Annotated in this window: 12 protein-coding genes; 9 read left to right on the top strand and 3 right to left on the bottom strand. The window is 39.5% G+C overall.

Annotation, left to right across the window (positions count from 1 at the left end; all coding sequences use genetic code 11):
- The first annotated feature begins 229 nt into the window (after positions 1-229).
- On the top strand, positions 230-508 hold the full coding sequence (locus EFB08_RS17685) for a hypothetical protein (protein ID WP_123128306.1): 279 nt from the start codon (positions 230-232) through the stop codon (positions 506-508).
- Between the two features lie 128 nt (positions 509-636).
- Here the strand turns inward: EFB08_RS17685 and EFB08_RS17680 are convergent, their stop codons facing one another.
- The 3 genes from EFB08_RS17680 to EFB08_RS17665 all read right to left on the bottom strand — a co-directional run bounded on the left by EFB08_RS17680 (position 637) and on the right by EFB08_RS17665 (position 2,780).
- Positions 637-1,719: a hypothetical protein gene (locus tag EFB08_RS17680; RefSeq protein ID WP_125077784.1), complete on the bottom strand. Its 1,083-nt coding sequence runs from the start codon at positions 1,717-1,719 to the stop codon at positions 637-639.
- Positions 1,720-2,149: 430 nt separating this feature from the next.
- Complete coding sequence (locus EFB08_RS17670) at positions 2,150-2,455, bottom strand: hypothetical protein (protein ID WP_125077783.1); 306 nt, start codon at positions 2,453-2,455, stop codon at positions 2,150-2,152.
- A gap of 124 nt (positions 2,456-2,579) precedes the next feature.
- Entirely contained in the window at positions 2,580-2,780 is a 201-nt protein-coding gene (locus EFB08_RS17665; protein WP_125077782.1) for a hypothetical protein, read from the bottom strand.
- Positions 2,781-3,260: 480 nt separating this feature from the next.
- Here EFB08_RS17665 and EFB08_RS17660 point away from each other — a divergent pair, with 480 nt between their 5' ends.
- The 8 genes from EFB08_RS17660 (at position 3,261) to EFB08_RS17625 (ending at position 12,667) form a co-directional block, all read left to right on the top strand.
- Entirely contained in the window at positions 3,261-3,494 is a 234-nt protein-coding gene (locus EFB08_RS17660) for a hypothetical protein (RefSeq protein WP_123128301.1), read from the top strand.
- A 12-nt stretch (positions 3,495-3,506) separates the two neighbouring features.
- Entirely contained in the window at positions 3,507-3,803 is a 297-nt protein-coding gene (locus EFB08_RS24045) for a Rha family transcriptional regulator (RefSeq protein ID WP_123128300.1), read from the top strand.
- Positions 3,804-4,676: 873 nt separating this feature from the next.
- Positions 4,677-5,150 (top strand): hypothetical protein, encoded by a 474-nt coding sequence (locus EFB08_RS17650; protein WP_123128299.1) that lies wholly within the window; start codon positions 4,677-4,679, stop codon positions 5,148-5,150.
- A gap of 230 nt (positions 5,151-5,380) precedes the next feature.
- Positions 5,381-7,039 (top strand): hypothetical protein, encoded by a 1,659-nt coding sequence (locus EFB08_RS17645; RefSeq protein WP_123128298.1) that lies wholly within the window; start codon positions 5,381-5,383, stop codon positions 7,037-7,039.
- 216 nt (positions 7,040-7,255) lie between these two features.
- Positions 7,256-8,338: a GTPase-associated system all-helical protein GASH gene (locus tag EFB08_RS17640; protein WP_123128297.1), complete on the top strand. Its 1,083-nt coding sequence runs from the start codon at positions 7,256-7,258 to the stop codon at positions 8,336-8,338.
- A gap of 2 nt (positions 8,339-8,340) precedes the next feature.
- Positions 8,341-9,303, top strand: a complete 963-nt coding sequence (locus EFB08_RS17635; protein ID WP_123128296.1) for a TRAFAC clade GTPase domain-containing protein — start codon at positions 8,341-8,343, stop codon at positions 9,301-9,303.
- On the top strand, positions 9,300-10,124 hold the full coding sequence (locus EFB08_RS17630) for a TRAFAC clade GTPase domain-containing protein (protein ID WP_123128295.1): 825 nt from the start codon (positions 9,300-9,302) through the stop codon (positions 10,122-10,124). Before EFB08_RS17635 ends, EFB08_RS17630 begins: the two co-directional genes overlap by 4 nt.
- A complete protein-coding gene (locus EFB08_RS17625; RefSeq protein ID WP_125077781.1) occupies positions 10,124-12,667 on the top strand; it encodes a GAP1-N1 domain-containing protein in 2,544 nt (847 codons plus the stop codon). The genes EFB08_RS17630 and EFB08_RS17625 overlap by 1 nt, the downstream gene beginning before the upstream one ends.
- The last annotated feature ends 3 nt before the right edge of the window (positions 12,668-12,670 follow it).

Raw genomic sequence — 12,670 nt, 5'->3', positions numbered from 1 at the left:
CCCCCCCCACCCTCTCAAAAATACGGATGGCCGGTACCTTCCTGACCTTAAGTATACGTGTATTGCTGGGCCTGATTTGACGCTTTTGACACTGATTTAATTTAGGGTAGCCACCCCCGCCCATTCATTTGGGATTGAATTTGAAATCATTTTTTTGGCCATTTCCATTTTCCCCCGGACCTCATTTTTCCAGCTTTTAGAATTAGTCAATTGAACAATCTATAGCAATATGAACAAGCAGTACCCAATGTCTACGATGTACCTGAGAACCTACGTAAAACTGTTCCTGCACAAGAGCCTGGTAGGAGATGCCAACTTTGCGGCCTGGAGGCTCTTTGTGTCCACCGATGGGGAGATAGACCGCCTTCCTTTTGCGAAGTATTACAAGGCTCACTACAGGAAGCACCTCAAGAAGGCAAAGATTGGCCTGGCCATTGACGATTGGGGTAGTGCCTCCCTCATTGATGACCTGGGCCAAATCATCTCAGCTCAGATTCTCCCGGCCTAGCCCGTGTTCAGTCTCCAGTACCTGCAGTCACAAGATGAGGGGTAGGCAAAAGTTAAATGGGCAGATTAGCCCCTTTAAAACTATTATTTCAGGAATGAGATAGGGGATAGTCAAAACCTACCCCGTCCTTACCCAATGTTTTTGATCTTGTGGGGTATTTCAACCCTTTGCCTGATTCCTCCAGCCCCCCAACTCTTCTGGAGTGATCTTACCAGATATTCACCGTTTTTGTCTGGTGATCTTGGGTCCAGATAGCAGATGGTTTCGGCTACCCTTAAGGGATAGTCTCCAAAGGAGGTGAAACTACCACTAAGGCCACTCCTGAGATACTTGGGAAAGACAGCCTTTGCCGCCTCAATCAGTTGGTCCTTGTCCAAGTTGATTTCATGGTGCGTCTTGATAAAGTAATCCTCCAGGAAAACACCCCTCTTCTCTACCTGAGCGGTGATCTTGCTTTGCCGCTCTTCGTTCTGAGACCTGGTAAGTCTCTCGTCATGGACCTCCACCACTAGCATTTTGGAAGGCGTTTGTGGGTCCTTTACCAGAGTCACACTATGAGATTTATTGCTCCGGGTCTGCATTGACACTGCCTTGATTGCAATTTCACTTGAGTCTATAGAGACAATCCTCAGGTCATCTTCAATCACATTGTCATTCGTGGCCAATACAGGGGGGGTGTACCCTTTGGTTTCTGAGGTGGAATACACACCTGCAGAAGAGCTGAAATAGCTCCTTCCTATTACCAGTTTCCCTTCTTTCATTAAACTGATCAAGCCCATGCCACGCCATTCCTCCAGTAGTTGAGCCGTTGTTTTACCTGGAACTGACAGGCCCCCAAAAATGATGTCCTGCTCATACGTCTGAGGGTGTACCTCTACCCCGGTGCCCTCTACCAGCATTGGGAGAATGTCTTTTAGATGGACAGGGCCTGGCTTGCTGAACATGAGCCTGTTCTTCTTCAATTTCCATGACTTGTCCTGGCAGATCAATCGCAACGGAGAATTGGGCTCTACCTCAGTGATGTATCCCTGGAACTCCAGAGTGTTGTTAAAGTTGTAGCCATAGTAGACCTCAATCTCGTCCCCTATGGAAAAAAAGCCTGGTTGAGCACCAGACACCATTCGATACTGGTTGAACCCGTTGCTGTCTTTCTCCACCCACCTGTTGTCCATCGGTAGCGTGACAATGCAGTTGTCAGTCAGTGTGTCCATACTGGTTTCCACCTCAATTTCAACGGCTTGATAGAACCTCACAAGGTCTCCGTTTGCCCTGGTAATCCTGATCTCACAGGAGAGTCTATCATAATTCATTCCGCTTGCTATCATTTTTCTTCCCCTCCCAAATTATTTGTTTTGCACTTCTTTAGAACAAAGGGGAGCCCCAGAGAGGCCCCCTTTTGCGAAACAAGTATGAAGTTTGATTTTCTATTCCTGGTTTGTAAGCCTGTTTAATTCAGTATGGGGAATCATCCAGAGCTTAGGCCGGAAAATGTCTCTCCTTGCGGAAATACGCCCAGCTTTTATGTAGTCTCTGATGCCCTGGCCACCGATAAAAATACCCTGCTCAGAAAGTACCTTGCTGAACTGTGACACCGTATAAAATTTTTGTTCTTTGGTAGTGATTGTAGCCATAACTTTATCTTTAAAAAAAACTTTGTACCCCTTTTTCAATCTTTTTCTGCAGCTCTTCTGCCTTGATCAAGGTCCTTCCGTAATCATCTTTTTTGCCTTTTATGGACCCGGTGAAGAATATCTGGGTGCAGACTTTCCCTTCCTCTACTTTGATTCCGGCCTCACTGAGATGGTAGACATAGCTTTCCAGCGAAATCCAGCCTTCTTCAATTGGGGGTAGTTTACGGTTTCCGCTCTCCCGAATGCGGGTAAGCATCTCATGCTTGGCAATCCACCAAGTGCCATTTTCATCTCTGATGGTGTCCACCTTGTCCATTGCCTGTAGGATACTAATTCCCCTGAGAGAGAACCTTATGCCTCGTTCGTTTAACACCTGGTTACATTTCAGGAGTTTGATATAATCCTTTTCTAATGTTGCTGTAGCTGTTTTTTCCATTCTTCTAAATTTTACCTGGTTGAATACTGGTAGTACACTGCACCGCTACTACCAAACGGTTTACCTCACTTGCGGGAATGAGGTAATTCCCCTCAGTGCCCCTTTCTGCGTCAAGGTCATCTTGTTTGATCAGGGTCTCTACCGTCTGGCAGTCTACCCTAATCCCATTGTCCCGTGGCCTGGCCACGAATGCACTGATTGTCAAAAATTCTCCTGCTTCCAATTCCATTCTTTCCCTCCTTTCACTCTTCCTACTGTTTCCTTCTGCTCAATCCCTCTTGCCAACTGCCTTCTCTCAGTTAAAATCAGTTTTACTCAGCTTCCTACTGTGTTAGAATAGGTTCTTTCTAGGCTGGAGTAGCTGTCCTAAAGGCAAACAGAGCTTGCGCTGGAGGGGCAGCTAACCTCAATACTTCCTGAGTATTGGAGTCCCGTCAGACACAAGGGCCGAAGATTCTGACAGTCTCGTTTCATAGCACGTCAAGCCGTTGTGCCCCTACCCCCTGAAACTTTGCTGGGTTGCCTCCTGGTAAACCTCTTAGGCGTAAGACTGGAAGCGAGCGTAACAGTGTCCGACAACTTCCAGAATCTGACTTTCGCTTCCCATGAAGCAGGTGCCAATCCCTATCAGCTCATCATTTTTTCGGGAGAAATGAAGTAAACCCCTTTGGGCTGTTCGCTTTCCATGAAGCAGGTGCCGCTTTCCTTCCAGTTCCTGGTTGGTGTGGCTGCCTTCTTGTGCCTCGGTTCAGACAAGCCCTTTATTCCAGTTTCAAAAAAGTATAGGGATGGAAAAGAGGTTGCGTTAGTAAAAACTTGGAAAAGTTTGCAGATTCTTTTTAAAGAACAATTACTTCAGGAATGCAACATGGAAAATTGCAAAAAAACAAGAAAAGAGGCTGGAGTTGTATTGCCCTGAGAATTCAGCTGAATGGATTTTACTGAACTCAATTTTGAGTTGAGTGAATTTACTGCCCTCAATTTGGGATTGAATGGAGAGCTTAACGGGTTGAATTTTCAGCTGGCCGATTCAACGAACTCAATTTTGAGTTGGTTGAATATTCTGACTCCAAAGGAGAGCCAAGCCGTTACATCCAGTAGAATCGTGGCAGACGTATTCGGGAAGCGACACACCCACATATTAGACAGTATCAAAAACCTAGACTGTGGTGAAGCGTTCACTGAGCCGAATTTTCGGTTGAGTGAATTTCATTGCCCTCAATTTTGAGGTGAATGAATACAAAGACTCCATTGGGACCTAAACGGAGATGTACGCTTTGCCTCCAGAGCCTACCTGGTGAGGCTTGAAATTTACTCACCTGAAAAGCCAGGGCAGTGAAATATCAAGTAAGGCGTTGTAAGGCACTCTCATTCAAATCCAAGGCTCATGCCTTGTGCTGCCGCGCCCCAGCCGCCCCTAAGCATTTCTGTTCCTCTTTTGCCTTCATCAATACTTGTAGAGAGGAGATCAGCAATGCTGGATGTTGGTGAGAATTAAGAGGAGGGTAACTCTGGTTGTAGTGAAAATTTTGACGCACTGAATTTTCAGGAGGTTGATTACTCTGGCTCAAAAGGAGAGCCAAGCCATTAAATCCAGTAGAATTGCGGCAGCCGTATTCAGCAGTATAGAATTGTACTGTAGAGTATAGAGAACATCAGATGCAGTCGCAAATTAAATGGGCTGAGTTTTCAGTTAGGTGATTACTTCAACTCTCAGTTAAAGTGAAGGCCAGAAAAGGCACCTACCCGCTTGTGTCTCAAAACTTAAATTTGGAGCCTCAGTAATCACTCAACTGAGTTTCTGGTTGAGCGATTACTGTCCTAAATTTTCAGATGAGTGAATTTACATTTCTCGACTTTGAGGCACGTCCTGCTAAGTATTGATGGCTTAAAGACAGGACTTTTGCAGTTGAACCAAAAATATAATATAAATAAATAAAGATTATTGAGGGGCCTTTACAAAAATAAACGTTTATGTTTGTAAGGCATTGTCTTATAGTAAGTTGTGGCAGTTGTTTGGTTGAGACGTGCTTTTTTTGAAGTAAAGAATCACTTAGTTTTGTCCTGAAAATAAGATATAACAATAAAAAAAGGAGGTAGCATGGATTTTTCGAGAATGGAGACTTTGGGAAGAGTTGAGAGGATTGTGGGCAGTAAAATTGAGGCTACAAATTTTGTGTTGAAAAAGTCAGAACAGTTCTTCTACTTACTTGATGTCCACCCGAGCGGAGATTGCAAAGAATGGGATGAAGGTATACACCTGGCATTCCATAAATTCGAAATAGTTGAGCAAGCGGAAAGTGTTATGTTTGTCGCAGCTGATACAATCAATGAGTTTCCCGGGGAAACATTCCTAAGGTTTCTTGCCAGTTTACTTCATCAATATGTAGATGGTGGACTAATTTCAAGCAAATCAATAAGACAGAATCAGCTTGCAATGGTTTTAGATGAATTATTAAAGGGGGAAGAAAGTTTATTAGGGATTAAACTCTCACTGAGATCGCCTGTAGTTGATTTTACATATCGATCTCATACGCTTGCTGAAGAGCTGATTGGTGATTGTTGCGAACTATAAATAACTTGGTACATATCACAAGCCTTGCATCTGTTCAGCCGATGCAAGGCTTTCTTTTGTTTTATATATAGAGCATCGAATCACATAGCTGGATGGCCCTTTCTGATTGTATCTACACTGAATGATGGTGCCAAAAGATGGTACCAATTATTGGGCTAGAGAAGCCCTGAATTGGAAGGGGCTAATATATAATACCAGTTGAGGGGATTTGGAAGAATAGGAGGGTAGGAATGGGGAGAAAGATAATCGCCAAGGAGGTAATGCCTTCTGCATACATGTCAATTTCAGGCAAAGCCACAAATATTAAGTGCCACATAATAAAAATACCGGCATCAATGGGCAGGCGTGTGGAGCTGTCCTACCGGGCCGGGGAGTTCAAGGTGTTTGGCAGTTCCGAGCGGGCTCAGCATAGGGGGAAGGAGGGTGTCCTGTGGCTGCTGTCTACTATCTACTGCAGGAACCTCAACAGAGGGAAAGCGGTCACAAGCTCAGTTCCACTACCCAATGAGGCCATGGAAAAGCGTTACGGCAAAGGCAACTCTGTCAGCTGGGCAAAGTTGAAGAAGTTCTGCGAGAGCCCCAAAAGGGCCTTCATCCTGGATGACGGGTTTTATAGGGAGGGTAAGTGCTACCAGTACCACCTGAACCCGGCCCACATAGAAGGGCTTGATGAGTACTATTATAGACTCCAGGAGCAGGTTATCATCAACAAGAGGATGGCTGAAATCAAACGGTTCTCCCTGCTGAGGGCAGGGAGAAGAAATGGGATCGACAGGGAGCCCGGTCGGGTAGCCACTATAAAGAACCTTGAGAAACTGGGATTCGACAGAGGGAAGCTGGATGAGATTTGCCGCCTTACGCTGAACATCTCCCTGGATGAGCTCACGGGTTGGGCCGATAAGCTGGAATCCAGCAATGGGAAGTACTTTATGGTCTCCTATTCATCTGGAACCACTGAACCAGCGGCCAACATGGGGACTGAATCTCACTGGGGAGAAGGGGGGGCAGCAATGGTAGGCACTGTTGAGGAGAGGGAGGGAGGGGAAGAAGTAAGGGAGACACTGTTCATACCTCATAGTGTCCCCCTGTTTCACCCAAAAGGTACTAGTCACACCGAATTATCCAAGCAGTGTCAACTGTTCCACTCACTCACTTCTCTTTACCTAGGGCTTGAGGATAAGGTCGTTTTCACGGATGAAAAAGGGGGCAGGTTGTACTCCCCGATCACAAACCTAAAGCGTGAGGCCAGGAGGGCATTAGTGTACAGAGACGGGATAGAAGCACCTGTCAGCTTAGTTAACCTTGATATAAAGACCTGTCAGCCATGGATACTAGGGGTGACTATCCTGAAAGACTATCAGGAACAGGGAAGAACTCCACCACCTGATTTGCTGGATTACTTGGAGCTTGTAGAAGGTGCGGACCTTTATGATGCCATTGTGGAATTCACGGGACAATACGCATCTTATGGGAGCAGGGACAAGGTGAAGAAAAAGGTCATGCAAGACATCTACAGAAGCAGGTATATCAACAAGAAAAGCAATGTTGAGAGTGCTGCCCCTTTAACTGAGGCAGGTGCTTTCATTGCCCAAAGATTCCCATCCGTATGGCAGTGGGTTCAATCCAATAAAGGGGATGGAAGGAAATCCAAGGTGCCAATTATGATGCAGAGGTTGGAGGCAAACTTTTTTGTTAGCAAGGTGTTGCCCGAATTGAGGGAGAAAGGTATATGGGGCCTTACCATCCATGACTCAGTTCTGGTTCGTGCAGATGAGGAAGGTTATGTGGTCAACTATCTAAAGCAGAGTATATTAGAATATTTTGGAAGGTGCCCAAAGATATGCATTGAATATTATGATGATAACATTGTTTTACAAAATGTGGCATAATTTGATTAGGTAACACAATTATAAAATATAATACGTTTAACTATAATGCAAATAAATATAAATAAAACATGTTTTTCTGCGTTTAATTAAAGAATTGGGGAGTCGGTATTGAGAGAAATAATTAATACTAAAATCCTTGTAACATAAATAACATATAAACAGTTTTATTATATTTTTAAAATATATAGTTTTATAAGTATAATAAAATAATATGGTATGCTACAAGAGTTGATTAACGAACAGGTATTGATAATAACAGATGATAGTTACTTTGTAAGGCTTAAAAAAGCATCTGATGAATTGTCAAAAAGAATATTAAAAAATAAAGAATCAATAAATAGTTTTGTAAGCGTCGCCTTAGACCCTAAAGTAGCAATTGAGGATCCTATAATTGATGAGGTTAAAGGATTGATAGTGAAAAACTGGCCAACGTTCCTGTCCTTTACTAAAGATACCCCAGTTACATTTATCAGAGCTGTAATACTAGAAGCTTTAGAATTCATTTCAAAGGATTTGAAGGTTGCTAACAAAATATGGCTCAGTGGAAGAAATACGACTAAATATTTTTCTCTAGTTGAAAAAGAGAGAAATGTAGTTCAAACGTTTTTAAATGGTTTAGGCAGTAGGGTAGAACAAGATGCCAGTAAAACTTGGTCTGTGCCTAAAACAAATGACTTGATGAAGATTGGGGAGGTAGCCAGTGCAGTAAGTGATGAAGTTAAGCGAATGCTAAGTGAACAGACTCCAGGCCTACCTATACCTCAGGGAGAAATTAATTCTTCAATAAGCAAAGTAATAGGAGGCAAATACTCTTTGTTATTAGAACAAAACAAAATGCTGCACTTAAGGACTCAAATGCTATGGTGGAAAGAAAGTCTGTTTTCTGTTTTGTTAAAAGTTGGTTACGATGAAATCTCTAGCTCTGCGCTACCGCTAGTACTGGCTTTAGATGGGAACAGTTTAGTGCCCCAAATTTTCCCAAAAAGTGTAGACTATTTTATTAAAGAGGTTCAAAGGGATGTTCAGAAGATGGAAGAAGGTGAGTCCTTATTGGTTGAATTGATTGAAGGGTTAGTATCATCCAATGAGGTTGCCTTAATAAGAAAGAATTTAAATGAACCATTAAATAATGGTTATGAAAGGATAAGCTTATTGGATTTTATAGGTGGCCTAATAAGTGGTAAATATAAAATCGGAGAAATTGAAAAGAAGGTTGGTGTGTCATTAGGTGTAAAATTGAGGCCATCCGAATTTGGCTTGTGGTTGTTTCATGATTTGCAGTCAGCTAAATTGATATAATCATGAAGGTTGGAAAGTGTACGAATTCAGACTGCATTGCACCTATAAATTGCCACGAAGGCGAAGAAGATTATAAAACCTGCCAGTACTGGATTGCAAATAACTCTAAGGAAGTTAAGCGTAAAGAAAAAGTAACTAGTAGGATAAATAATTCAAATGTAAGTTGGAGTGGTGATCCTTTTAAAGTAGAAGATGTTGCAAAAATACATGCTAGAGGTGTGCCAATTTATATAGGTATAGTTGGAAAAGCAGATGCAGGAAAGACTACTTTTTTAGCAATGTTGTATACTCTTTTATTAAGAGGAGGTCAATTTGATGGGTACAAATTTGCTGGAACCAAAACCATATTAGGATGGGAGGAGCTATATCATAAGCTGAAAGTTTTTAAAAATCAAGTTTCGTTTCCTGATCCTACTCCTTTTGAATACTATAGACTTTTGCATTATGCGTTAAAAGATGAGAATGGACTTCTAAGGGATATATTGTTGTCAGATGCGTCTGGCGAAGTCTTTTCTCTATGGGCGCAGAACAGAAATGATGCGAGTGCAGAAAACGCTAGGAAAATATATTCAACTTCAAGCGCTTTTGTTCTTTTTATCGATTGTGTAGACTTAATTGATAGAATGAATATAGCAAAAACTGAAATTGTTGATATCGCTCAAATGTTGATAAGTGATCTAAGAGAAAGACCAGTTATTGTTGTTTGGTCAAAAGCTGAGCGTAAAAAGGAGGTAAATCATATCATTAGAGAATCATTGAAGGAGGAGATGAATGATTTGTTTAAGAATTATATTGAAATAGATATAAGTAATTTTTCAGAGGACGATCCAGATTGTAAAGTTCATGTAAATAATCTAAAAGTTATTGATTTAGTCTTAAGCGAAGTTGATAAAATTAATAAAGGAGCAATAGTTAGTGTGAAGAATGATTATGAAGATTTGTTTTTAAATTATAAAGGGAAATGAACAAGTCAATACTTTTAATTGGAAGGCCGCATTCTTCAAAAACTGTGTTTATAACCCAATTCTATTCAAAGTTAAGAAAAGGGAAAAGTAAATTGACGTTGCATAAACCAGTAGATGATCTAACTACTATAGCACCTGCTAGAGATTCCTTAGCTAATGGTGAGGAGCCGCAATCAACACCAGCTGAAAGCAACTTAATGCTATTTGTGCCAATTAAATTTAATGAAGTTATTATTGATTTAGCCTGTCCAGATTATGGAGGAGAGCAAATCAATAAAATCATTAGGGAGAGAAATCTAGATAAAAAATGGCTAGATTCTATAAAGAGTAGTAATAACTGGCTACTGTTTATTAGGTTAAGTAGTATTGATAGGTCAATAGATATATCAAATGTTACAGTTACTAAAGAATATCTCAATAAAGATGAGAATAATTTCGGTTCTGTTTTCACAATTTCTGATCAATCGTTTTTGATTGAGTTATTGCAAATATTACTTGATGCCAAAGGTCATGATTTTCATTTTAATAATAATCAAGTAAAGTTAGTAGTAGCCTTGACTTGTTGGGATGAATTGAATACGGATGAAAGGCCAAAAGATATTTTGAAGTCAAACCTGCCTTTGTTGTTAGATTTCATTGAAGCAAATTGGAGCAAGGAATCTGTGAAGGTGCTTGGTTTGTCTGCCCAAGGCTTTTCTCTTAATAATCCTGATAATAAGTTAAAATATAAAACTTATGGACCCGAAGCATTTGGATATATAATCAATGAAGAAGGTGGAAGAGTTGATGATATAACTGAGTTAATTTTAGAAGCATTATAGTGGGAATAGTTATACATCAAGCTATTTGCGGTGAGAATTCTAAAAAAGCATGGGATTTATTAAATACTTCCATGCGTGATGCAGCTGTTGCAAAAAGTATTGCATTCAAAACAGATATGCAGGATCAAACTGGAGGAATTCTTTGGAGTCCGACAGTTAGAGGTTTTATGCATTCTGACTTCTACCTTGTAATGAGAACGTTTCCGGATAGATCACCTAATGTAAGGCCAGGAAGAGCATTTTCTCATGTATTGATATTGAAGAAGTCTGATATTGATTTTATTGAGGATATTGGTGTCTTGATAAACTTGCTACCTAATACTATTAATAAAGATGTTAAGCTTGAACCGTTGCATTTAGATTTGAATGTAAATGCCGCTTTGGAGCCTGATAATATCGATTTTTTAGGGAGATTTAATAAAGTAGTGCATGGGTATTTCAATGATGATAAATTCAATAATACCATTGTTTGGGTTGGGGAAGATGGATTCGAGTTATGTTTGATAAAGTTGTGGAAAATCCTTCATAAAGGTGATAGGTCAAGGTTGAATTTTGGTATAAATTTTAATGTTGATTCAATTCCAATTGACCATGTTAATTTAATTAATGTTCCAGAAAGTATCGAGAATAAGTTTTTTAATAAAGGCTTTTGTGTAGTAAGAAAGAATGAAGAATTTGTACTGGCAGGTTTGTCAGAACAAGTTTTAGCGGGTGAGGCTATTGCGAAACAAAGAATTGAAAATTTTAAAAAAGCTGTTGGCTTAAAGCATATTAGTAAAGAGGATTTATCCAGAATTTCAATTATTATAAAAACATTTGAAAATATAAATACTGTTAAGGATATAAAAAAAGTTAATACTCTTTCACATGTAGTGGCAGAGTATTCGCCAAATAGCGCTAATTCATTGCAAATTAAGTCCGTTATTTTGGAGAGAATTTGTTTGTTGTTGTTAGATGCTAGTGTTCAAGAGTTGCCAGTAATTAGAAACTTCAAAATCGATAGTTTTGAAGGGAGTAGGGAGAAGATATTAATGTCTTTGGATGTCTGGTTGTCTAATAACTTATTTTCAATAAGCCAGTCTCAGAAAAATAATTATAGCATATTGTTTCAATATCTAGAGTCTAAGTATTCAAAAAATTGGTGGGCAATTTGGATAAAGGGTAAGGTAATTGAATTTTTGAATAAAAATGATGGTAAGGTAGCATTGGTTTTGTTGAATTGGATAAATTTTGAACCTAGTTTGTTAAATGAATTAAAGGATTTTATTCCCAAAGAGAGAGAAGTCGAGAGTAACTTATTGGAAAATATATCTTCAAACTTATCTGCATCAAGTTTGAATGTTTTGCGTTTGTTTGCTCTTGAATTTAGCTTTTATAAACTTTATGCCAAAATATTGTCCTTTCAAATGTCAAATGAGGAAGTTGTTGAAGAGCTTCTTAAGTTAGATGTTGGTCAAGAGAGTAATCAAGCATTAGATGTAGTGGTTGCTGGAATGAAGCCTTTACAATTGGTATTGTTGGCATTAAAGATTGGTGATAAAAGGTTGATATTATTAGCTGGTAGTATATGTATCTCACATCCTTCTTTCTTGGCAACTATAGATTTTTCAAACCAGTATTGGCAGGAAATTTGGCTAGTATCTCTGCAAAAAGGTTTAAGTATTAAGGAGAGTTTTAGACAGCCAAAAAAGAAAGTCTATGAATTGTTTGATGCTGTAGTATCTGGTGTTTTTGTAATTGAAGAATTGTTGGTATTTATAGGTAACTCTGATTTTGGGAATCTTTTGGATTATTCAAATAGATCAAAGTTGCTGAATGTATTACCTAGTGGGATAGTTGAAAAATATTTAAGTAGAACATCAAGTGCATTATTGAATACTCTCAGTGTGAATTCTTCCTTTTCTGTGCCTAATGATATTAAATTGGCAAAGTATATTGAGTATCATGCGCTTGATGTTTTCTTATATCATAATTCACAGAAAATAAAGGTTGTTTTGCCTATATTTTGGACTTTTCAAAATATAAGGGAAAAAGTAATATCAGACTATATTTTCTTTTATTCTGGTCATCTTTCAATAATTGATGCAAAACAAATTGGAAGACTTGTATATGAGCGAGGATATTCAACTGCAGCTGAAATAATAAGCAATAAGTCTAATAAGCGCTCTAATTGGAGATTTGCTCTTCAAGAGTGTCAATCTTTGATAAGTTTTATTAATAGGTCACTACATGCTTTTTCAGGTACTTTAAAAAATATCGAAGTGTCAAAAAACGATTGGTGGGATAGTGCTGAAGATATTGTGGTTGAATTATATTCTAGTATTCAGTCTGTAATTACTTTGTGGAGAAAAAGCGGCGGGAATGAAGCTGATTTATTCACTACAGGCACTACTTCAGATGCTTGGAGCTTCCTATTTAAGAAGTTAAAAACTGGACCATACAAGAATGTTTCAATGGGAGACTTACTTGAAGCTATCAGAAAGGATTATGGAACTAATCAAAAGTTTAGGCTAGTTTATGAATTAAGGAAAAAATTTATTTAGGTT

Source organism: Rufibacter latericius (assembly GCF_003721515.1).
Lineage (GTDB): Bacteria > Bacteroidota > Bacteroidia > Cytophagales > Hymenobacteraceae > Nibribacter > Nibribacter latericius.
The sequence above is the reverse complement of the archived record's forward strand: the minus strand, read 5'-3'. Positions and strand labels throughout refer to the sequence as shown.